The organism is Dyella sp., assembly GCF_036384435.1.
GTDB lineage: Bacteria > Pseudomonadota > Gammaproteobacteria > Xanthomonadales > Rhodanobacteraceae > GSA-30.
Window position 1 is genome coordinate 1 of sequence record NZ_DASVMI010000043.1, and the last position, 23,198, is coordinate 23,198.

Consider the following 23,198-nt stretch of genomic DNA (forward strand, 5'->3'; position numbering starts at 1 on the left):
CGTTTCCAGGGATGCCGTCCAGCCGGTAGCGCGCAGGCGGCCGATGGACTGGCGACCTTGTGTGTCTACGTCGCCCTGGTGGCGATCGCCCGATACCACGGCATCCACATAGAAGCCACTAGAGTCTTGCCAAGTCAGGAAGGCGGCGATGCTATTGCTGTAGTACTTGCTGCGGCTGTAACCATCGGCGGCACGCGGGTCCACACGCGTGATGCCATGGGTATAGGCCACGCCGCCGCGAAAGGCGGATTTGTCGCTGTCGATGTCCAGGATATTCACGCCAATTTGCAGCGCGCGTATATCTTCATCGTAGTTGTAGCCGTATTGACGAAAGCTGCGATCGGTGTTGTACGTATAGTCACCACCGATGAAGCGCGCAAACGCTTCGCCCGCCGTGCCCGGGTCCAGGGCATTTTCATGGCGAACCTCACCCAGGCGCTTGTGCAGGTTGTCCAGCATCTCCCAGCCATAGCTGGCCAGGGCGACGGGCGCACTGATATAGGTGGGCACTTGCGGTGCCACCGCACGGCGCCCCGGTGCGCAGTTGTCAATGCCATCGACCACGCATCCATCATCAGGGAGCGCGAGCGGGGCAGGGGCCAGGGTGGTCGTGTCATCGGCTGGCGGCAACGGCGGATTGGCGGGTGCGCCCGGTGGTGGCGTGGGTGGTGGATTGGACTGGGTCGGCGCGATGCAGTCCGTTTCACATCGATAGACATTGGCCAATCGGTAATCCCAGAACGCGTTGTCGTTGCCGGTAACGACCCGCTGGGCCGCATCGCTGGCACCGGGGGCAAATGCATAAAGGCCATATTGCCAAGGGCCTACTTCAACGAAGCCACCGGCCAGCCGAAACATGTCGGCGCTGGATGTGCCAGCAACCTGCACGACGGAAATGCCTTCGTTGGCATCCACGGCGCTGTTGTGATTGAAGTCGGTCAACTCGCCCGTGCTGACCGCCGAAGGCGTGATGTGCAGTACGGTCGAGCCACCCGGTTCGGATGCATTGCCCTGGATCAGCAGTCGATCTGTGAACTGATCGGCGAGCGCGCCGCCGAAATTGAGTGTACTGACCATGTTGACCTGGCCACCCTGCGACACGTAGTCGCCGGCAATCGTCAAGCGGTTGCCTGGAGATCCGGTGCCCTGGGTCAGGTCGATCAGGCCGGCATTGGTGACGCGCGCGGACGTGGGCGTGGCGCCGGAAATCGTCGGGTATACCTCGTCACCGGTGAACAAGGTGGAACTGGCGTCGATATTGACGTCGCTGTTGGCGAGCTTGAGATTGTCGGTCAGCGTGAACGCGGTGCCGTCATTGAAGTTGATGGTGTTCCATCCCGTACCCAGATTGACGCCTCGGGACAGGTCGTCAGTGGTGAACGAACCCCCGCGTGATGCGATTGCATTGAGATTAAGTGTATTGCCGCCACCGGTCCCTGCTGTCAGGTGCAGTGTCTGTCCGAGATCCACGTGCTGCACGGTCGCAGTATTATTGGCCCCATTGCCCATGCTCAGGCTGCCTTCGAGCGTACCGGCGGTCCACTGAAACGTGTCGCTACCATCGCCGGTGGCGATGTCTCCACGAACGGAACCGCTGATGAGGTTGAGCGTGTCGTTACCTGCGCTGCCACGCAAGGCGATTCCCGTGGCGCTGACGGCCTGAATGGTGCCCTGGTTAGTGAACACCGTGCCGTTACCGTTGGCAAGGTCGACCACCGGGGCGCGGGAGCTGACCGAGGTCAGTTCGCCGGACTGGATGGTGCTGGCTGCCGTACCGGCAATCAGCGCGGCACCGCCCGCCGTGCTGTCGATATCGACGTGGGCGGCGGTGGTCACGTGCCCCGTGGTCAGCGCCTGGATGCCGCTGGCGCCAGCGCCCAAGGCATGGACCACATAGCCGGTGCCCAATACCAGATCGCCGCTGGCGACGCTGCCATCGGCATGGCGAAAGGCCAGACCCGTGCCGCCGCCATCGACATTCATCGTCACGGTCGAGGAGGGATCGAAGGCAGTGGCTGTGCGAATGCCCGCCCCGTCGCCGCTATGGATGGTGAGATCGCTCAAGGAGACATCGGCGATTTCCGCCGCGTTCTCGATGCCGTTGCCACTGCCGTCGGTGGTGATCGTGGCATGGCTGGCCATCAGGGACGACGCGTCCGTGTCGAGCAGGATGCCGTGCGCGCTGCCATGCGTGACGAGATTGCCGCCCTGACCATCTAGCACTGTCTGGGCGCCATCGAGCAGGCGAATGCCGGCCATGCCGTTATCGACCGTGGTGGTGCCCAGGCCGAGGATGTGTGAATCGGCCCCTTCGACCTGGATGCCAACGCCATCGGCAACATGCAGCATGGCGTTGTTGGTCAATGTGCCGCCGTCTTGCAGCAACACGCCCGTGCTGCCAGTGCCGCTCATCGTCACGGCGGTGTTGTTGACCAGCGTGCCCAGGTTGCGTGCGATGAATCCGGTGGCACCTTCTGCGCTTCCCGAGACGCTGCCCTGGTTGACCAGCGTGGTAGCAACCGGCGACCCGAGCGTCGTGCCGTCGATGCCCGTGCGCTGTCCATCGACCACGCCACCGATACCGGCGCCACTGACCTGCACGCTGGTTCCGGCGCTGATGGTGCCGCTCGAGCCACCGTCCATCTGCACGCCAACGGCGCCATCACCGGAAATATCGAAAGTCGCGTTGCCGGTGATCACGGTGCTGCCGGCGCCGGAGCCGTCGATGGCATGCGCGCCCGCGCCCGAGGCTGACAGCATGGGACTGCCACTGAGGCTGAGCGTGGCGCCGTCATCGATGCGATAGATGCTCGATCGATCCGTACTGGCATCCAGCGAGCCGGCGGCGCTGATAATGCTGGCACCGGAGCCTTGCGCGTGAAAGGCGATCTGATCGGTATTGTCGAATACGGGTGTGGCACCGGACGACAGATGGATCGTGGCGCCATTGATCGCTTCGGCGCCAATGGCTCCCACGCCGTTGAGCTGCACCTGAGCACCGGCTTGCAGGTTGGCTGTGGCCTTGGCCCCTGTTGCCACGATGCCTCGTGTGCGATCAGCCACGCTGCCGCTATCGACTACCACAGTGCCGGTATTGTTCGCCGTTGTTGTGGTGTTGGTGGCGCTGCTGTCAACCGCCATGCCGACACCGCCGTCGGCTACCGTGATATTGCCGCTGTTGGTTCCGGTGGAACCCGATTGCACACTGATGCCGGTGGCGTGCGCGCCGTGGAAGTCGATGTCGCCGCTGTTGGTGAACGTGGCCTGGTTGCGTGCGATGTATCCGATCAGGTTGGACTGGTCCGAGGTGAGCGTTGCCGCGCTCGCCAGGCTCGTACTGGCGACCGGGGCACCGCTGGAGGCACCGGTAAGGCTATGTTTCTGCCCGTCGACGATACCGGCAACCGCGCTGTCGCCGGTTAGCTGCATCACGGTGCCCGCATCAATCAAACCCGTCGCGCCGCCTTCCACCATCACGCCGGTGGCGCCTGCGCCGCTTACGTTGATGTTTGCATTTTGTGTGCTGATGCTCGACGGTGCACCCGTGCCCAGCACGGCCAGCGAGCCCTGGCCCGACGAAGTGAGGGTCAGGCCGGTACCGTCGAAGTTGGCGCCGTTTTCCACGCGGAACAAGGTCGACCCCGTGGTGGTGACGTCCAGCGCGGAACTGGCCACGTTGATCTGTGCATTCGGGCCATAAGCGAAAAAGGCGATTTGCTTGCTGCCGTTTGCAAACGCAGGTATGGCCGATGCCTCGACATCGATCGTGGCGCGTCCTCGCGCGTGGATACCGATAGCGCCATTGCCCAGCAGATTGATGGCGCCACCGATGGCGGCGGTGGCCGTGCCCGAGCCCTGGCCTTCCACCCAGACACCGAAGTTGCGTGTGCCGCTGCCTGGGTCGGCGCCTCCGGCGACGTTGATGCTGCCGGTGGACGTCGCCTGAGATGCGGTGGCATTGGTGCTGAGCACCTTGATTCCCACGCCGTTGACGCCGTTGAGATTGATGTCGCCGGTATTGCTGACGCCGCCGGCATTGGTCACCAGGATACCGTCGCTCTCGCGTGGCACCGTTGCCGCGGCGCCATTGATGTTGATCGTGCCGCTGTTGACCACGTTGGCGTTGATGCCATTGTTGACGACGATGCCCGCGGCATTTTGCGTCTTGGTGCCCAGGGTGATCGTGCCTTCGTTGAGTGCAGTGGCGTTGCCGTTGACGGTGATGCCGGCGGTGAGTGAACCCTGGTTGATCGCCACATCGGCGGGATTGCTCGATGTACGGGTCTGCGGCCCACGACCGATGTAGATGAGCCCGTCAATGGTATTGGTGAACGAGGCCGTCGGATCGTTAAGCAGCACGCCGGTCATCGAGCCGTTGGAGCGCGACCCGGTAACGCCCACGTTGATGATGCCGCTGCTGCTGGCACGGGTGCCCGCGTTGAGCCGTATGCCGGCCGATGCGCCAGCGCCGTTGGTCGCGCCCGTGGCCAGGTTCAGGACACCGGTGTTGCTGAATGTCGCGTTGTCGAAAAGATCCACGACGTTCGAACCATAGGCGCTGTTGGTGGCACTCCCGTTGGGCGCGAGAAAGACATTGCCGTTGATCACGCCATTGTTCTGACCGGAGGTTCCGTTGCCTGTCAGGTACAGCGCGGTGCCGCTACCGGCGGTATTTATCGTCGCCAGCGTGCCGTTGTTGATCGCCTGTGCACCAGCTTCGGCGCGTATGGCACCGTTATTGGCGTTGGACACCTCGAGTGTTGCCCCCGCGGCAATCGTGCCGGTAGCTTGCGCGCCGACCAAGTGCAGGACGATGCGATCGCCGATAGGCAGGGTGACTTCATCGGGAGAGGTCGCACTGGCGGTATAGCCAATGCTTTGCGTCGCCGAGCTATAAGCCTTGCTGAAGTTGGCGTTGTATTGCGTGGGATCGAGGTTGCCGCTTTGCAGCTGAGTGATTAGCCAGTCGTTGTACGTGCGCAGATCCGCATCGTTGTTGACGGTATGGGTACTGACGATGCCATCGGTCGTGGTCACGCTGAATGTGCCGCCGTACGTGGAGACGTAAGTGACGCTGTAACTTTGGGCCGTGGTGGGCGCCACGTCCCCGATGAAGCTGATGCGGTTATTGGCGTTCCAATTGATCGAGCTTGTGTTGCCGCCACTGCCATCGGCGTAGAATAGCGAAGATTGTTTGGCCGCGATGGTCCAGGCATTGGAGGCGGCGGTAGAGAGTGAACCCGCGCCGCCGCCGATGTTCACGTTTATCGTGCCGCCGCCCTGATTGACGGTCCCCACGCGCATGTCAATGTACTGTGCGCCATTGACATCCACGTCGTCGGGCACCGTGGTCGCCTCGGTCACTGCGGTCAACGGCATCAGATTGGCCGTGGCATAGGTGGATGTGACACGGGTGCCGCCGGTAATGGGATCGGGCACGGTAACCCCATAATTTTGCGTGCCTGGATTGAGGCGTTCAGCGCCGATCCACTGCGCGCCAGTGGTGATGCGATTGATCGAGAGCAGGGCGCCCAGCGTGGTGTTGCGTGCACCGGAATCGCCGCTGAGAAACTGCTGAGGGCCACCGAGATTGACGGTTGCTCCAGGAGCAACGACGGTGGCACCGATTTCGTTGTCGTTGAGTTGCGGGTTGTACTGTCCCAGGGTGATGTTCTGCGCGGACGTGGCCTGACCCCAACTGCCGAGCAGCGCAGCGGCAAGGAGGCCTTGCTTGAAACACAATGGATGTCGATATGTCCGTATGCGATTCGTCGATTTCGACGAGACGGGTGTGGCACGCAGAATCTGCATCCGGCGATGGCTGTTCATAAGCGTCAATCCTCATCAAGGAGATTGACCACCTCATGAGACCGGACTGATGCAAGCTGGCGATGCCGATTTCATGAGCTGGCGTAGCTGATCGCTTTGGCCGTGGAGGCCGAGCCCCGACACGCAACTCTTACGAATCAGTCCCCTTGCGTATGCCAGGACAGCCAACGCAACTGACGGTGTTTGTATAGATCGCTCGTCGCAGCGATGCAATTGCTGTGGCGTGAAGCTTCGTGACCCAATTCACGGTTTGGAATTTTCATGAAAAACATGGACTTGTGAAATGCGCTTATGGCCATCCGCGCGATGGCATCCGTGGTCCTGCTCGAAATGCCATGTCTGTAGGAGATTGGGGAGGGTGCGTAGGCCTGATCTTCGTCTCGGGACGATTTTTCATACTAGTTTTATATCTCCCGCCCCCTGGGTAGCGCGACCATATCTCCATCGGAACGGCACTGACTCAGTCGGGAGGCAGAATATGACGACAAACCGAATCGAATATTGTGTGGCCGGTAGCCGGCGTCATGGTTGGAATGTGATGCGCCAAAACCGTCCACTGGCTTTTCGGCAGGACATCTACGACGCCGTCGCGTTGGCTACGCATATCGCCGAACGCGAGGCCCATGCCACGGAATACGCTGTGAAAGTCACTTTTTCAGAGAGATAACCAATTCGCCGGGACGACAGGTCCCTGGCAAACGGCTTCCAACAACCATGCTGGGCAGGATGCCCAACCTCCCTTCGCTGAGAGCGTGGTTTGTCTGGAAGAATGTGTGGTCCTGACCCCCTGCAGGCCACACTGATGGGATCCCCCTGTCCCATCCCTGCAACAATGGACGTTGCGGCTGGCCCGGGCGCAAGCCCGGGCCATTTTTTTGCGTCGATGAGCGCCAACAGGTTCGGCGGTACGTCGAGTCCGCGACACCATCACCCCTGACGTATCGCGAACCCCTGCTGGCGCCATCTCGGCTTGCGGCTGGCAATCACAGTCTACCAGTCCAATTTTCTGCGCTGCACCATCACCTCTTCGCCAGGAGGCGCCGGTTCACGATTGTGAAAAGGACGGCTTGATCATGACATGACGTTCTATCGTTTTCCCTTACGAACCGCGGATTTGGGCACATCTTTTGCTTCGCCTTTCGTAGCGGACGACGGTTGCGAGAAGTGTCATGGCGGACGACATCCGGTTCCTTAAGCGAATACGACGCCTACGTGCCTGGGGTCTGGGCGCGGGGTTTCTGTGCGTGGCGGCGGTGTTCTTCGAGCTCCACGCAGGCCCGGTTCCCTGGTTACTGGCCATCTGCCATGCCTTCGTCTGGCCTCATGTGGCCTATGCCATCGCTTCCAACCATGCCCGCAAGCGTTTTGCCGAATACATCAACCTCGGGGTGGATTCGGCCATGGGGGGAGTCTGGGTTGCCCTGATGCAGTTCAACCTGCTACCCAGCCTGCTGCTGGTCAGCATGCTTTCGGCAGATAAGCTGAACGTGGGTGGTTGGCGATTATTGGCGCGGACATTGCCCGCGCAGGTCATGGCTTGCGCTTTTACGGCAGCCGTAACGGGCTTTCACGTGCAGATGCACAGCTCCGAACTGGTGATCATCGCTTGCGCGCCGTTGCTGCTGATTTATCCCAGTGCCACCAGTTTTGCCGCTCATAGCCTGGCCCGGCGCGTAGTTCAGCAAAATGCCACGTTGCGCGAAATCGGACGTCGGGACGCCCTGACTGGCCTGGCTAGTCGTAGCTACTGGAGCGAATTGGCGTATGCGCAACTGCGTACCGCGCGTTCGCGAGGGCAGGATGCGGCGATGCTGATGCTGGATGTGGACCACTTCAAGAGCATCAATGACCTCGGTGGGCATGCGGCCGGCGACCAGGTATTGCGTCAGTTCGCCGGGCTGTTGCGGCGGTCGATTCGTAGCACGGATACGGCGGCGCGTTTCGCCGGAGACGAATTTGTCGTGTTGTTGCCGGGTGCCAATGCGGCTGTAGCCGCCGACATCGCTGAACTCATCCGTCAGCGCATGGCGGGGATTCGCTCCAGCGGCGTGGAATGTTCGGTCAGTATCGGCATTGCTGTGCTTGAGGACTGGATGTCCAGCGCGGAAAGCTGGATCGATGCCGCCGACCAGGCCCTTTACGCCGCCAAAGTGCATGGACGTAACCGGATCATGCCTTATGACCACCAAGGCCGGCTCGTCGAGCCGGCCTGATCGAATGGCCTGTGATGACCGGCGATGATTATCGGACAGTGAGCACGTCGTTGCCGCGATCGGAATCAGGCAGTTTGTGCTCCGGATCGAGCGTAGCGTTGACTACCTTGTGTTTGCCATCGACGTGGAGCGTGAAACTGCGATGCTGTTGCCATGTCTCCACCGGAATACGCACGTCGGTCTTGCTGCCGTCGTCGTAGCGCAGTTCGAGTGTATTGGGCATAACCAGCTGGTCGAGATTGGCCACCGTCACGTCCGCGCCGTGGCTCCAGTCGCCTTTTGTGGGTGCGACTTTCTGCACGGCCATGTCCAATTGCCAGTTATGCTGATACCAGCCGCGCCAGAACCAGCCTAGATCTTCACCAGTGTCGCTTTCCATGAAGCGGAAGAAATCGGTAGGACTAGGGTGCTTGTAGGCCCAGGTCTGGATATAACGACGGAACGCCGGATCGAAGCGCTCTGGTCCAATGATCTGCTCGCGTAGCAGCACCAGGCCGAATGCCGATTTGAAATACGTCATCGGGTGCCGATACTTTTCCGGCACCATGTCCGCACCGATCAGCAATGGCGGTGCATCACGATCCTTCATGACCTGGGCCATTTCATCGGCTGGATTGCCGCCGCCGGGAGCGTATTCGCTATCGCGCTTGGGCGCATACTCGCCGTGGTTGAAGGCGTCGCCCTCGTAGACATCGATGAAGGTGTTGAAGCCTTCATCCATCCATGCGTTGCGGCGCTCGTCGGTGCCTACGATCATCGGAAACCAGGTGTGTCCGATCTCGTGGGCGATGATCATGTGCAGAACACGGTCCTTGACGACTTTGGCGTCGAAGGTGATGCCGGGATATTCCATGCCGCCAGCGGTGCCGGCTTCGTTGATGGCGACTGGATAAGGATACGGATACCACTGCCTCGAAAAATATTCGGTGGAGCTCTTGAGATATTCAGTGGCACGGCCCCAGCGGTCGTTGCCTGCGCTTTCCACCGGATAGGCCGACATGGCCAGCGCCGTGCGGCCTTGTGGCAGGTTGATGCGGGCGGCATCCCAAACGAAGGCCTTGGATGCGCCAAAGGCGACATCGCGCGTATTTTCCATGCGAAAGCGCCAGGTCAGCGTGCCGCTTTGCTTGGGACGGCTATGAGCATCGGTCACCTCCTGCGGCGAGCGGATCATCACCGTGCTGTCGCTGTGCCGAGCCTGTTCAAGGCGTTTCTGTTCGGTGGTGGTCAGCACCTCTTGTGGATTGAGCAATTGGCCCGAGCCGACCACGATCATGTCCCAGGGTACCGTCACGGCATACTCGAAGTCGCCGTATTCGAGATAGAACTCGCTGTTGAGATAAGGCGCGGTGTCCCAGCCACGCAGGTCGTCGTAGACGCACAGGCGCGGATACCACTGCGCAATCTCGTAGATGTCGCCGTTCTTGCTGGTGTTGTAGTCCATGCGCCCGCCGAATTCGCCAGGCACCGTGAAGCTGTAATGGATATGCACGCGAACCGTGCCTCCGGACGCCTTCACTGCGTCAGGCAACTGGATCTGCATACGGGTGTCAGCTACTGTCCAGGTGGCTTTTTGCAGATGGCCCCTGGCATCTTCCACCTCGACCGAGGCGATGCGATAACCATCGGTGAATTCCTCAGGGAATGCGCTGGATGTGAAAGCACCACGCGCATCCTTGCGGTAACGATTCTGCTCGACGTGCAACCACAGTGCGTCCAGTGCGTCGGGACTATGGTTTGTATAGGTGATGATCTCGTTGCCGCTGAGTGTGCGCGTGGCCGGATCGAGCGAAGCCTCGATCTTGTAATCGGCGCGATTCTGCCAGAAGAGCGGGCCAGGTTTGCCGCTGCCTGAGCGATATGCATTGACGGCTTGCGGATAGTTGAACGGCGCGAAAGTTTCGTGCGGATCGAAATGGGAGTTATCCGTCGCTGCGGCTGTGCCGGCCAGGGAAAACAGGGCGACGCCGATGGCGCCGGCGAGATTCGGGATTTTCTTCATGCGTGGCTCGTGGGTGATGTGCCTTCCTGGCAAGGCAGCACGTCGTATCGGTACGGCGCGGCGAAGAAGATGTCATACGGCAAGCGGCGTGCCGGCGCCAGTGCGACATGGCATGCATCACGACGCCATGGCGGACCATGGCCTGGTCAGGGGAGGGAGTGTGCGCGAAAGACGGGCCTCGTAAGGCCCGTCATGAAGCTGGAAAGCAGAAATACCACGCCATGCCGATCGGTGACTGGCAGGGCCTGGTCGCCGACCGGCGATAAATCTTACGGTGTACCGCCCGCGCGGATCAGTGCGATGACTTCGTAGCAGGCGCCCATCGTATGGTAATCGACCTTGCCGGCGGGGCTTTTCTCGTCGTCGTACTTCTTGTTGTCCTGAGTGAGGATGCGATACCAGGCGCCGTGCGTGTGATCGACGAAATGCTTCCAGCTGTATGCCCAGATCTTCTCGTACCACTGGTCGTAGCTGGCATCACCCGTGCGGGCATGCAGCAACGCAGCAGCAGCCAGCGACTCGGCCTGCACCCAGAAGTACTTGTCACCGTCGCATACCTTGCCGTCGGGATCGAAGCCGTAGACGATGCCGCCGTGGGTGTCGTCCCAGGCATGTTGCAGGGCGGTATCGAACAGGTGGCGCGCCTTGCCGACGAGCCACTTTTCCTCGCGATTGCGTTCGAGCAGCAATGGTTCGAGGATCATCAGCAGCTTGGACCACTCGGTCTGGTGACCGGGCTGGAAACCCCAAGGGCGGAACAGGTGCTTGGGATTGTCGAGGTTGTATTTCCAGTCCACCTCCCAGTGCGTGTCGTAATGCTCCCAGACCAGGCCACCGTTCGTGGCTGGCTTGTCGGCGGTCTTGGCGGCCTGGCGTTCGGTCATGTTGTACGCCAGCGTCAGGGCGCGGTCGAGATAACGCGTATCGTCACTGGCCTGGTACGCGGCCAGCATCGCCTCGCACATGTGCATATTGGCGTTTTGGCCACGGTAGTCGCTGAAGTGCCAGTGATCGTCACACTCGTCGCGGTATAGCCCGGCGTCGGCATCCCAGTAGTATTTTTCCAGCAGATCCCAGGTCTCATCCATCCATGGAATGACGTCCTTGATGCCGGCCTTTAACGCGGTGGAGTAGGCCAGCAGCACGAATGCCACGCCGTAGCAGTGATAGGTAAGGTCTTCGGGTTTGCCGTCGCGAATCGTCCAGGCGTAGCCGCCGTTGGGTTGGCGATGCACGTCGCGCAGGTATTTCAAGCCATGGTGGGTCGCCTGGAGATATTCGGGATTTGCGAATTCGATCGAGGCCATGGCGTAGTTGAAGACGAAGCGCGTGCTGCTTACCAGGTGACGGTGGCTCTTGTCGTAGATCGTGCCGTCGTCCTTGAAATACTGGTAGAAGCCGCCTTCCGCATCGATGCAGCGCGGATGATAGAAGGCCATCGTCTGCTTGATGTGGTCGAGCAGGAAGGCTTCGGAGCGGAAGTCCGGAGTGGGGGTGCTCATGCGTAGCTCTCCATGAATTGAAGGACCTCCGATTCGCCAGGCATGGCCGTGAACGAACCCTGGCGGGTCACGGTCAGCGCGCCGCATGCGGCAGCGAAGCGCAAGGTGGCGTGCAGGCGGGGGAGTTCCTGCACGAGTTTATCCAGGCGGCCTTCACCCTGTTCAAGCTCGGCCAGTCGCAGCAGCAGGCCGCCGACGAATGCGTCGCCAGCGGCGGTGGTATCGACCGCCGGCACCGTGAATACCGGCAATTCGCCTTCGGCATCGGGATGGAACCAGCGTAGGCCGTTGCCGCCATCGGTGACGATAAGCAGGCGTGTCCGACCTTGCCACAAGTGATCCAGGACAGCTTCGCGGCCATCGACCGCCAGGTAATCGAATTCTTCCACACTGAGCTTGACCACGTCGGCCAGGCGCAGGCCTTCCCACATTTCCGGACGTGCGTTGACGCCGGCCGGCCACAGCGCCGGACGCAGGTTCAGGTCGAAGCTGACCAGTGCGCCGGCCTCGCGTGCACGCCGCATGCCTTCGCGCGTGGCCGCGGCCATGGCCGGTTCGGTCATGCTGTTGGAGCACACGTGGAAGACTGCCGCCTTGTTGAAATCCTCGTCACGGAAGTGCTCGGATCGGAACAGCAGATCGGCCGATGGCGGGCGATAGAAGCTGAAGCTACGTTCGCCATGGGCATCGAGCGCCACGAAGGCCAGCGCGGTATTGGCTTGGCCGGTACGTGTCACGCCCGAACAATCGACGCCCGCCTGTTGCAGGCTGTCGAGCAGGAAGTCGCCGAAGATGTCCTTGCCGAGCATGCCGGCGAAAGCACCGGGCCCTCCGAGGCGGGCGACGGCTACGGCCACATTCGCCGGCGCACCGCCGGCGAATGGGACGAAGCTGTGTGGAAAACCTCTCGAATCACGACCTTCACTATGGAAATCGATCAGCGCTTCACCGAAACAAAGGATGTTGCCTGGCATCTAGGGGTCTCAGCGGCCGGAGGCCGCGGTCGGAAGGGTGTAGTCGATGATCTTCGAGCCACGGGCGCCGTAGAACAGGATGTACGCGTAGCAGATCAGCGGGAGGAAGAAGGCATGCTGGATACCGATCTGGTCGGCGATGAAACCCTGCAGCGGAGGAATGACCGCGCCACCCACGATGGCCATGATCAATAGGCTCGATGCCTTGCCGGTCAGCGGCCCCAGGCGCTCGATGCCCAGTGCGAAGATGGTCGGGAACATGATCGAGTTGAACAGGCCGATGACCACGATCGACCACATGGCGATATTGCCCGAGGTCGTCATGGTGGTGAGAACCAGCAGCATGTTGATCACCGAGAAGATCGCCAGCAGGCGGCGGGGTGACATCATGGCCAGCAAGGCCGAACCGAGGAACCGACCGACCATCGCGCAGCCCCAATATAGCGAGACGTAGTGCGCGGCATCCTGTTCGCTCATGTGGCCGATGTTCGGCGCAGCGATGTAATTGACCATGAAACTGCCGATCGCCACCTCGGCTCCGACGTAGCAGAAGATCGCGATCACGCCGAACAGTACATGCGGAATCTTCAGCGCATCGAGCAGGCTATGGCTCCCGCTGTCGGCCTGCTCGGTGGTTTCCTTCAGCTTGGGCAGGTTAAACAGGTAGACGAAGACTGCCAGCAACACCAGGACGATGGCCAAACCGATGTACGGCCCCTGCACGGCAGAGGCTTCATGCGCGCGATAGATAACCTGATCGGCCGGGGCCATCTGCTTGATGTCGTCGGCGCTTTTCACCGTCGTCGACAGGATGAGCATGCCGCCGAACCACGGCGCCAGGAAGGTGCCGAATGAGTTGAGCGCCTGCGCCAGCGTGAGTCGGCTGGAACTGGTCTTTTCCGGCCCGAGCAGTGCCACGTAGGGGTTGGCGGCCACCTGCAGCACGGTGATGCCGGTGGCCAGGACGAACAGGGCGCCGAGGAAGAACGGATACGACCGCATGCCAGCGGCCGGCCAGAAGGTGGCGGCGCCGATGCCTGCCACGATCAGGCCTGCCACGATGCCCTTCTTGTAGCCGAGCCCAGCGACCAGTCGGCCAGCCGGCAGCGCCATGAGGAAGTACGCACCGAAGAAGGTGAACTGGATCAGCATGGCCTTGAAGTAGGTCAGTTCGAAGACCGCCTTCAGGTGAGGAATCAGGATGTCGTTGAGGCAAGTGAGGAAACCCCACATGAAGAAGATGGTCGTGAGTACGCCCATCGCCATCGGATAGTCGGTGTAGCGTGCGCTGCCGTCTTGCGTGGAAGCGCTTTGTGGCATGGAGGGAGGGGTGGGTGCCATGGGGGGTCCTCGCGAGTTGTTACTAACTTTAAGGGGAGCGGAGGGGGCCGCTGCTTTCGCGTACGACCAATTGCACAGGGGCGGTCGTGGTGCTGGCGTCGGCTTGTGGATCGCGAAGCCGAGCCAGCAACAGTTGCGCTGCCTGGCGACCGCGTGCGCGGGGGCTGGTGGCCAGGGTGGTCAGTGGCGGCATGCTGAAAGCTGCTTCGGCAATATCGTCAAAGCCTGTGACGGCGAAGTCATGACCGGGCTGCAGACCACGTTGGGCCAACCCCAGCATCAGACCCAGCGCGACGGCGTCGTTGTAGCAGACCGCTGCCGTCGGCGCCGGATCGGCGCGGAAAAGTTCATTGCAATGATGGGCGGCATCCACACGGGTCGGTGCGGTCTGCACGCGCCAATGCGCGGCCTCGGACAGGCCTGCCGCGTGCATTGCCTGCTGGTAGCCGGCATAGCGCTGGCTGCACGAGCTGGAATCGTTATGGCCGCCGAAGAACGCGATATGGCGATGTCCCTGGGCTATCAGGTGTTCGGTCGCCATGCGAGCACCGCGCTGGTTGTCCAGCATCAGGCGGTCCCAGTGCGCGTACTCGGGCAGGCTGCCGCCGAGCTCGCGGTTGAACAGCAGCACTGGCATTTGCGGCCCGACCGCGCTCAATACCGTGCTGGCCTCGCTGCCCTCGGCTGGCGACAGGATGATGCCGCCGGGGCCATGTTCGATCAGCGAGCCTAGTACGGCTTGTTCGCGTTCGGTCGATTCGCTGGTGCTACCCAGCAAGGTGACGAAGCCGGCTGCTCCCAAGGTCTCGTCAACGCCAGCGGCAAATTCGGCAAAGAACGGGTTGCCCAGTTCGTTGATGACCAGAGCGATGCTCGAAGACGTGCGGCGGCGCAGATTGGCAGCGGCACGGTTGTAGACGTACCCTTGTCGGCGCAGCTCTTCCTCCACACGCGCTCGCGTGTGTTTGTTGACCAGCGGACTTCCCCGTAAAACCAGTGAAACAGTCGCTCGCGACACCCCGCAGCCAGCGGCGATATCCGTCAGAGTGACCTTACGACGAGCAGGCGGTAGGCTTTCCATCGTCAATCATCTGCATTGGAACGATCCAAATGTAGCCAAACACGCGCCCGCAGTACATCGCGCAGCGCAACATGCGCGCGGTGGGCAGGGCGTGGTAGTGTCCGTTTGGAACGATCCAAATTTGTCCATGTCCGGGGATTCCATGACTGCTGTGCGTACCTCCTTGCGTCTGTTGCCGGGCCTGGTGGCTCTGGCGCTGGCTTTTTCTGTCCAGGCCGCCGAACCGGCCGGGCATGCGGCCGAGGTCGACCCCCGTATCGGTACGGGCGGTGATGGACACACCTTCCCGGGCGCGACGGTGCCGTTCGGCATGATCCAGTTGTCGCCGGACACGGCCATGCCGGACTTCAAGCATGGCTACAAGTGGGCTGCCGGTTACCAATATGGCGACCCCACCATCATGGGTTTTTCGCATACGCACTTCTCAGGCTCGGGCCATTCGGACCTGGGCGACGTGCTGGTGATGCCGATCGCCGGTGATGTGCGGCTGGATGCGGGCGATCCGGCCAAGCCCGGCAGCGGCTATCGCTCGCGCTTCTCTCACGATACCGAGGTCGAAAAGGCCGGCTACTACGCCGTAACGCTGGCTGATTACGATGTCCGTGCCGAATTGACGGCCGGCGACCGGGTGGGCTGGCATCGCTATACCTACCCGACGGGCAAGCCGGCGCACGTGCTGCTGGACCTGCGCCCAAGCATCTACGACTACGCTGGCAAGGTGCTGTGGTCGTCGGTCCGGGTACTCGCCGACGGCACCGTCACCGGCTGCCGCCAGACCAATGGTTGGGCGCCGGGCCGCCATTTGTGCTTTGCGATGAAATTCTCGCAACCGATGGTGTCGCGCACGCTCTATAACCGCGATACCGATGCTCCCTACAAGGGTTTCAAGGGGCCCGGTCACCAAGCCGAGGACCATGACGCCCAGGCTGGCCGTGCGCTGGTGGGAGTGTTCAATTTCGGGTCCCTGACCAAGCCGCTTGAGGCCAAGGTCGCCATTTCCTCGGTCAGCGAGGACAACGCGCTCGCCAACCTGGCGTCGGGCGGCGAGGGCTGGGATTTCGACAAGCGCCGCGACGAAGCGACGGCGTTGTGGAACAAGGCGCTGGCCAGCATCGATGTGGATGCGCCACAGGCCATGCGCACCAGCTTCTATACCTCGCTCTACCATGCCCTCCTGTCGCCGACGCTGGCGTCCGACGTCAACGGCGAATATCGGGGGCCGGACAACGCCGTGCACAAGGCCAGCGGCTTCCAGTTTTATTCGACCTGGTCATTGTGGGACGTCTACCGTGCTCAGCAGCCGCTGATGGTGTTGCTCAAGCCCAGGATGAGCACGGATTTCGTGCAATCGCTGATTGCCGCGCGTGAAGCCAGTCCGTTCGGCATCCTGCCCGTATGGGCCTACCAGGGCTTGGAAACGTGGTGCATGATCGGCTACCACGCCGTGCCGGTGATCGCCGATGCCTATATCAAGGGTGTGCGTGGTTTCGACGCCAAGCGTGCGCTCGATGCGATGGTCGCCAGTGCCACCTACAAGCCCTATGGTGGCCTGGGTGATTATATGAAACTCGGCTACGTACCGATCGACAAAGAGCCAGAGGGCGCATCCAAGACACTCGAATACGCCTATGACGACTGGTCCATCGCGCAGATGGCCAAGGCGATGGGTCAGGGCAGCGTGGCTACCACTTTCGAGAAGCGCGCCACCAACTGGCGCAATGCCTACGACCCCAAGACCGGCTTCATGCGCGCGCGAAAGACCGATGGTCAGTTCCGCGAGCCGTTCGACCCGGATGCGGCCGGCTATGGCACCGACTACACCGAAGGTAACGCCTGGCAGTATTCATGGTATGTGCCGCAGGACGTGGCCGGGCTGATCTCCGCGATGGGTGGCGATGGTGCGTTCGCGAGCAAGCTCGATAGCGTGTTCGATGCCAAGGTCGATCCGTCGCACTTCAAGAACGTCGAGGACATCACTGGCCTGATCGGCTGGTATGCCCATGGCAACGAGCCCAGTCATCACCTGGCCTACCTGTATGACTATGCCGGTGCGCCCTGGAAGACCCAGGCGCGTCTGAAGCAGATCATGGATACCCAGTACGCTCCGCGCCAGGATGGCTTGGCCGGCAACGATGACCTGGGCCAGATGTCGGCCTGGTATGTCTTCACGGCCTTGGGGTTTTATCCAGTGACCCCGGCTAGCGACCAATACGCGATCGGCCGTCCATTCGTGTCCAGAGCCACGTTGCATCTGCCCAACGGCAAGCAGTTCGAAGTGACGGCGGCACCGCTGGATGACGCGCATCCCTATGTGGGCGAGGTCACCTTGAACGGCAAGCCGCTTGATCGCGTATATCTGCGTCATGGCGAAATCGTGGCCGGTGGCCGCTTGCATTTCACCATGCAGGCCGAGCCGAACAAGAACTGGGGCAAGGCGGTAGCCTCTCGGCCCTCGGGCATGAGCCCGTACGCGCACTGACTGAGGCTGGAAGCTGGGTCAGGAGCCAGAGCCTGGGAGTGAGTAACCAGTAGTGAGGACGCAAGTCCGGGCGGCGGAGGCGATCGGTCGCCTCCGCCAGGGCGCTCTCGCCACGCACTCCTGATCTCTCGCTTCTCGCCCTTGGCCGCCCGGTCACTTTCTGCAACCATGCCGGAATGTCTCGTGCCTCGCTGCGAAAGCTGCCTTATCGCGTACAAACGGCCATCAGCCAGCGCTGGCGCCTGGGCGGCCTGCTGTTTGCCGTGATGGTGATCGTTGCGCTGCCTTATCTGGTCACGCGCAGCGCAAGCCGACAGGCCCTGTCCGCAGCCGAACTGGTTAGCCATTCGCAGGAGGTGAAGTCGATTACCTTCCGCATTGCCTACGTTACGCGCAACAGCGAGGCCGCTGTATACCGCATGCTCGATGGCGACAACGATGCCAGCGTGCGCAAGCGCGCGATCCAGGTCGACGATGAGTCGCCACAACTATTGGCGCGCTTGCGCGACATGACTCGCGACAATCCCGATCAGCAATCGCTGATCGGTTCTTTGTCCACCGTGGTCAATGGCCGCATGGCGTTGATGCAGCAGGCACGCCTGCGCTACGTGCGCGGCGATACCCAGGGTGCCAACAACGCACTGCGTGACGCCGGGGAATTGTTCAAGCTCGACGACCTCATCGACGACATCGTCAGCAATGAGGATGGCGTGCTGGCCAGTCGGCTTGCCAATGCGCAGCGGCAATCGTTCGACAGCGCGGTGGTGCTGGGCATCACCGCGCTGGCCCAAGTGCTCTTGCTTGGCGTGGTAGTGGTGGTTTCCGAACGCCAGATATCCCGGCGCCTGCATGCCGAACGGCGCGAAAGCCAAGCGGTCATGCGTTCGCAGTTGATCGTGCAGGCCGTACGCGAACCGATCGCATTGCTCGATGGCAGCCTGACCACGCTCCTGGTCAATGCGGCGTTCCGCGAGCTGTATGGATTGCCGGCGTCGCGGTATGCCGTCAAGCTGGCAGATATCGGAGATGGTGTGTGGAATGACGTTTCGCTGCTGCAACGCCTGCGCGACGTGCTCTCGCTCGATCGTGAGCTGTGGGATTACGAAGTGACCCAGCGCACGGCCGGCGCCATCGATCGTCACGTAGTGATCAATGCGCGTCGCCTGGAACAGGAAGACGGCGATGCGCCGGCGTTGCTTTTGACAGTCAGCGACATCACCAGCCGCGCGCTGGCCGAGCGCGAGGTCAAGGATCTCAATCGGCAACTCGAAGGCAAGGTGCAACAGATTTCCGACGTGAACCGCGAACTGGAGGCCTTCAGCTATTCGGTATCGCATGACCTGCGGGCCCCGCTGCGCCACATCGCCGGCTTTGCCGGCAAGCTTGGCCGTCATCTGGGCGAGGATGCGGACGAGCAGACCCATCACTATCTGCATGTGATCACTGAGGCCGCCCAGCGGATGGGCCAGCTCATTGATGACCTGCTGGTATTTTCGCGCCTGGGGCGCGGCGCCTTGCGCCTGCAGCCGGTAGATATGCAGTCACAGGTCGATGATGCGCGTGCGCTCGTGGAAAGCGACAACGACGTGGCCGGGCGTCGCATCGAATGGCATGTTGAGCCGCTGCCTATCGTGATCGGCGATGAAAACATGTTGCGTACGGTATGGCAGAATCTTCTGGGTAATGCGGTCAAATACACTGGCCAATGCGCGGTCGCCCGTATCCAGGTGAGCGTAGAGAGACTGCGAAACGGAGACTATGAGTTCGTGGTTGCCGATAACGGTGCCGGCTTCGACATGCAATACGCCAGCAAACTTTTCGGCGTGTTCCAACGTCTGCATCGAGCTTCGGAATTTCCGGGTAATGGCATTGGCCTGGCCAATGTGCGGCGGATCATCGCCCGCCATGGCGGACGCGTCTGGGCGGATGGGCAGCCCGGGCAGGGGGCGCGTTTCCACTTCACCTTGCCGGCCTCCGATCTGGCCGATTCTTTTACCCAGGCACGCTCATGACCCGTTATCTGCGTCCCATTCTCCTGGTCGAGGACAGCCTGGCCGATGCCGAACTGGCGATCGATGCGCTCAAGGATGCCAATCTTGCCAATCCGATCGTGCATTTGGAGGACGGTGTCGACTGCCTGGATTATCTTTACGGCCAGGGGGTGTTTTCCGGGCAGGAGCGGGTCGAGCCGGCGGTAGTGCTGCTGGATATCAAGATGCCGCGCATGAACGGGCTGGACGTACTGACCCGCATGCGGGCCGATGAAAGACTCAGGCAGGTCCCGGTGGTCATACTGTCTTCCTCGCGCGAGGAGAGCGACCTGGCGCGTAGCTGGGACCTGGGTGTCAATGCTTATGTCATCAAGCCGGTCGATGTCGATCAGTTTTTTGATGCGGTGCGCACCTTGGGACAATTCTGGGCGGTACTCAACCAGCGTCCAGACAAGGATTGAGCGTAGGATAGCCATCCAAGGGATCGTGTCGATCGCATCGATCCGGGAAGGTCGGTCCGCCCATCGTGGCCGGATCGGGCACCCCGGTATACACCCGCTTAGCCGTTTGTTCCTGCCGAGAGTTTTCATGCCCGATAGCGGTATCCGCATTTTGCAGATCGAAGACAGCAAGCTCGATGCTGAGCTTGTGCTGTCCGAACTCGATGCCGATGCCATGGTCTATCAGGCCCGCTTGGTGGACGACGAAACTAGCTTCCTGCGTGAACTGGAAGACTTCCTGCCGCACATCGTGCTTTCGGACTTGAGCATGCCCGGCTTTTCTGGGCAGCGTGCCCTGGAGCTTCTGCGCGAGCGCGACCAGGATCTGCCCTTCATCTTTATCTCGGCCACATTGGGCGAAGAGGCGGCCATCGAGGCACTGCGCAATGGCGCCACTGATTACATTCTCAAGCAGAATCCGGCCAGACTCGTCAGCGCGGTGCGCAGGGCGTTGCGTGAAGCCGATGCACAGCGGGCGCGACGACGTGCCGAGGCGGAATTGATCCGGGCCCAGCGCTTCGAGAGCCTGGCGATGTTGGCGGGCGGCTTGAGCCACGACCTGCGCAACCTGTTGCAGCCCCTCTTACTGGCGGGCGATAGCTTGCAGGACTACCAGGATGATCCCCGGCTCGCCCGTCTGGGCAAACTCGTTCGCGATTGCGGTAAGCGTGGCCTGGATATGGTGCAGTCCATGTTGTCCTTTGCGCGCGGCGCCCGACGCGCCGAACAGGTGCGTATCGGAGCCCTGCTCGATGCCTTGCGCCTGCTCTTGCAGGGCAGTGTGCCCAAATCGGTGGAGCTGGATATCGTCGCAGACGATGAACAGCTGACCTTCGAGGGCAATCACACCGAATTGCAGCAGTGTCTGTTGAACCTGTGCCTCAACGCAATCCAGGCCATGCCCTATGGCGGCCAGATGCGGGTCGAGACCGCGCAGGTGAGCCTGCCGCCGGAGTTCTTCATGGACGGGGAGGAATCGGTCGCCAGCCCTTATCTGCGCATCACCGTGTCCGACACGGGCCTTGGCATGGATGAGGAGGTGCTGGGTCGCTTGTTCGAGCCGTTCTTTACGACCAAGGAGACCGGCACCGGCCTGGGCTTGCTGTCGTGCAAGCGCATCGTCGCCAGTCATGGCGGCGTCATGCGAGTGCAGAGCACGCCAGGCAAGGGCACCTTTTTCAGTCTGTACCTGCCCTTGGCCGACTCGGGCAGCGATGCCAGCGAGCGAGACGAAGAACTGGGTCTGCAAGGCAACGCCGAACGCGTGCTGGTGGTGGTGGAAGAAGCCGCCCAACTGTCGCTGCTCAGTGATACGCTCGATGCCTGGGGCTACCAGGCACATGCCAGCCAGAGCGGTACGGCAGCCCTGCAATGGATCGAGGCACACGGCGTGCCGGATCTCGTGGTGATGGACGCCGACATGAACCTGTTCACGGGCGTACGCACCCTGGCTGCCTTGATCGAGCATGGCTATAACCATGGCGTCGTGCTGCTGGCGCGTCCCGACCACCCGCCGGACATGGCCGAGCTGCCGACGCTGGAACACCTGTTCCTGGTGGACAAGCCGATTTCGTCCCGGCGATTGCTGAAGGTGCTGCGCGAAGCAATCCGGGCTGCACATCGGGACTGAGGGTTCTCGCAGCAAGTGTGGGCTGTGAGGCCGGCGAAGCCGCTCACTACGCTCGCTATCAACGGTAAATAGTAAACAGGGAAGAGAAAGCGCCGTAGTTTCCCGGCTGCTGCTTTTCCCGTTTACCCGTTACCGGCAGCCACGCGGCCGGCTTTGTCGCCCTTGATCAATCAATCCCCAGCTTCTTGAGCTTGTATCGCAGCGCCCGGAACGTGATGCCCAGCTTTTTCGCAGCGGCCGTCTTGTTATACCGCGACTCCTCCAGCGCCTTGATGATCGCCGTGCGCTCAAGGTTGCTGATGTAGTCGTCCAGACCGCCGTCGCCCGGGTTCGCCGGCGCTGCCATGGGAGTGGGGCCAGAGGGGATGGCAGGTGGGATCGATGCCGTGTGCTGCTGGGTGGATGCAGGCAATGGCGGCGCTTCCACGCGCGCACTGCGCTGTGGCAGCATGAGGTCGTCCACGTCGATGGTTTCGCCATCGGACATGGCCATCGCGCGTTCGAGGATGTTCTCCAATTCGCGCACGTTGCCGGGGAAGTCGTAGCTGTCTAGCGAGGCTTGCGCGGCGGGCAACAGGCGGCCAGGCGCGGCGCCGCTCTTGTTGGCCAGCTGGCGCAAGATGAACGTAGCCAGCAGCGGCACGTCTCCACGGCGCTCGCGCAGTGGCGGCACGCGCAACTCGATCACGTTGATGCGATAGAACAGATCCTGGCGGAACTGGCCCTGTTCGACGAGCGCGGCCAGGTTCTTGTGGGTGGCCGAGAGGATGCGCACATCGACCGGAATCTCGTCGCGACCACCGATCGGGCGCACGGCTTTTTCCTGGATCGCACGCAGCAGCTTGACCTGCATGTGCAGCGGCAATTCGGCCACTTCGTCGAGAAACAGCGTGCCGCCGTGAGCGGCCTGGAACAGGCCTTCCTTGTCGTTCACCGCGCCGGTGAAGCTGCCCTTGCGATGGCCGAAGAATTCGCTTTCCATCAGTTCGGACGGGATGGCGCCGCAATTGACCGGCACAAACGGGCCGGCCGCACGCGGGCCTTGCTCGTGGATCAGGCGAGCAACTAACTCCTTGCCCACGCCTGATTCGCCGGCAATGTAGACCGGCGCCTGGTTGCGGGCCAGTTTGGTGATGGTGCCGCGGACTTGCTGCATGGCAGGCGATTCGCCGATCAGGCGCTCGCCCGATGCACCGACCTTGCCAGCGCCGCTACGTTTTTCGTCGGCCAGACGCAGAGCCGTGCGCACCAGCTGGCGCAGCATCTGGATGTCCACCGGCTTGGAGACGAAGTCGAAGGCACCGGCCTTGAGCGCGTTGACCGCGGCATCGACGTTGCCGTAGGCGGTGATCATCGCCACTGGCGTATCGGGGTGGTTGGCGGCGATCAGCTCGATTACCTCCTGGCCATTGCCATCGGGCAGGCGCATGTCGGTAAAGCAGAGGTCGTAGCTGCTTTCACCGAGCGCGCGGCGGGCCTCGGCCACAGTGCCTACCGAGTCCACCTTTAGGTCCATGCGGCCCAGGGTGATAGTAAGCAGCTCGCGGATGTCGCGTTCGTCGTCGATGACCAGGACGGTCTGTTGGCTCATGGCAATAGGTTTTGTTCAGTTATCCCGTGAGGATAACGCTGTCATGAAACCTGTCAAAGGATTCT

13 protein-coding genes are annotated in these 23,198 nt (G+C 61.7%); 6 read left to right on the top strand and 7 right to left on the bottom strand.

What is annotated here, in order from left to right; all coding sequences use genetic code 11:
* The coding region (locus VF436_RS03935; RefSeq protein ID WP_330902679.1) for a hypothetical protein at window positions 1-5,829 on the bottom strand (5,829 nt) is incomplete at its 3' end.
* A gap of 478 nt (window positions 5,830-6,307) precedes the next feature.
* On the opposite strand from VF436_RS03935, the gene VF436_RS03940 reads away from it, so the two are divergent.
* Together VF436_RS03940 and VF436_RS03945 are read left to right on the top strand one after the other, a co-directional pair.
* The gene (locus VF436_RS03940; protein ID WP_330902680.1) at window positions 6,308-6,496 is read left to right on the top strand and encodes a hypothetical protein; all 189 of its coding nucleotides are present in this window, start codon (window positions 6,308-6,310) and stop codon (window positions 6,494-6,496) included.
* 502 nt (window positions 6,497-6,998) lie between these two features.
* Window positions 6,999-8,042, top strand: a complete 1,044-nt coding sequence (locus VF436_RS03945) for a diguanylate cyclase (protein ID WP_330902681.1) — start codon at window positions 6,999-7,001, stop codon at window positions 8,040-8,042.
* A gap of 28 nt (window positions 8,043-8,070) precedes the next feature.
* On the opposite strand, the gene VF436_RS03950 is transcribed toward VF436_RS03945, so the two are convergent.
* From VF436_RS03950 to VF436_RS03970, 5 genes are all read right to left on the bottom strand, one after another.
* Window positions 8,071-10,044 carry a M1 family metallopeptidase gene (locus VF436_RS03950; RefSeq protein ID WP_330902682.1) on the bottom strand — a complete coding sequence of 658 codons (1,974 nt, stop codon included), beginning with the start codon at window positions 10,042-10,044 and terminating at the stop codon, window positions 8,071-8,073.
* 269 nt (window positions 10,045-10,313) lie between these two features.
* Window positions 10,314-11,546 (bottom strand): AGE family epimerase/isomerase, encoded by a 1,233-nt coding sequence (locus VF436_RS03955; RefSeq protein ID WP_330902683.1) that lies wholly within the window; start codon window positions 11,544-11,546, stop codon window positions 10,314-10,316.
* Window positions 11,543-12,520: a carbohydrate kinase gene (locus VF436_RS03960; RefSeq protein WP_330902684.1), complete on the bottom strand. Its 978-nt coding sequence runs from the start codon at window positions 12,518-12,520 to the stop codon at window positions 11,543-11,545. The genes VF436_RS03955 and VF436_RS03960 overlap by 4 nt, the downstream gene beginning before the upstream one ends.
* 9 nt (window positions 12,521-12,529) lie before the next feature.
* Window positions 12,530-13,840: an L-fucose:H+ symporter permease gene (fucP, locus tag VF436_RS03965; protein WP_330902725.1), complete on the bottom strand. Its 1,311-nt coding sequence runs from the start codon at window positions 13,838-13,840 to the stop codon at window positions 12,530-12,532.
* A 49-nt stretch (window positions 13,841-13,889) separates the two neighbouring features.
* Window positions 13,890-14,942 (bottom strand): LacI family DNA-binding transcriptional regulator, encoded by a 1,053-nt coding sequence (locus VF436_RS03970; protein ID WP_330902685.1) that lies wholly within the window; start codon window positions 14,940-14,942, stop codon window positions 13,890-13,892.
* A 142-nt stretch (window positions 14,943-15,084) separates the two neighbouring features.
* Here VF436_RS03970 and VF436_RS03975 point away from each other — a divergent pair, with 142 nt between their 5' ends.
* The 4 genes from VF436_RS03975 to VF436_RS03990 all read left to right on the top strand — a co-directional run bounded on the left by VF436_RS03975 (window position 15,085) and on the right by VF436_RS03990 (window position 21,542).
* Window positions 15,085-17,421, top strand: coding sequence for a GH92 family glycosyl hydrolase (locus VF436_RS03975; RefSeq protein WP_330902686.1), 2,337 nt, complete (start codon window positions 15,085-15,087; stop codon window positions 17,419-17,421).
* 176 nt (window positions 17,422-17,597) lie between these two features.
* Complete coding sequence (locus tag VF436_RS03980) at window positions 17,598-19,433, top strand: sensor histidine kinase (protein WP_330902687.1); 1,836 nt, start codon at window positions 17,598-17,600, stop codon at window positions 19,431-19,433.
* Entirely contained in the window at window positions 19,430-19,873 is a 444-nt protein-coding gene (locus VF436_RS03985; RefSeq protein WP_330902688.1) for a response regulator, read from the top strand. The genes VF436_RS03980 and VF436_RS03985 overlap by 4 nt, the downstream gene beginning before the upstream one ends.
* Window positions 19,874-20,000: 127 nt before the next feature.
* On the top strand, window positions 20,001-21,542 hold the full coding sequence (locus VF436_RS03990; RefSeq protein WP_330902689.1) for a response regulator: 1,542 nt from the start codon (window positions 20,001-20,003) through the stop codon (window positions 21,540-21,542).
* Between the two features lie 166 nt (window positions 21,543-21,708).
* Here the strand turns inward: VF436_RS03990 and VF436_RS03995 are convergent, their stop codons facing one another.
* Complete coding sequence (locus VF436_RS03995) at window positions 21,709-23,133, bottom strand: sigma-54 dependent transcriptional regulator (RefSeq protein WP_330902690.1); 1,425 nt, start codon at window positions 23,131-23,133, stop codon at window positions 21,709-21,711.
* Window positions 23,134-23,198 lie beyond the last annotated feature (65 nt).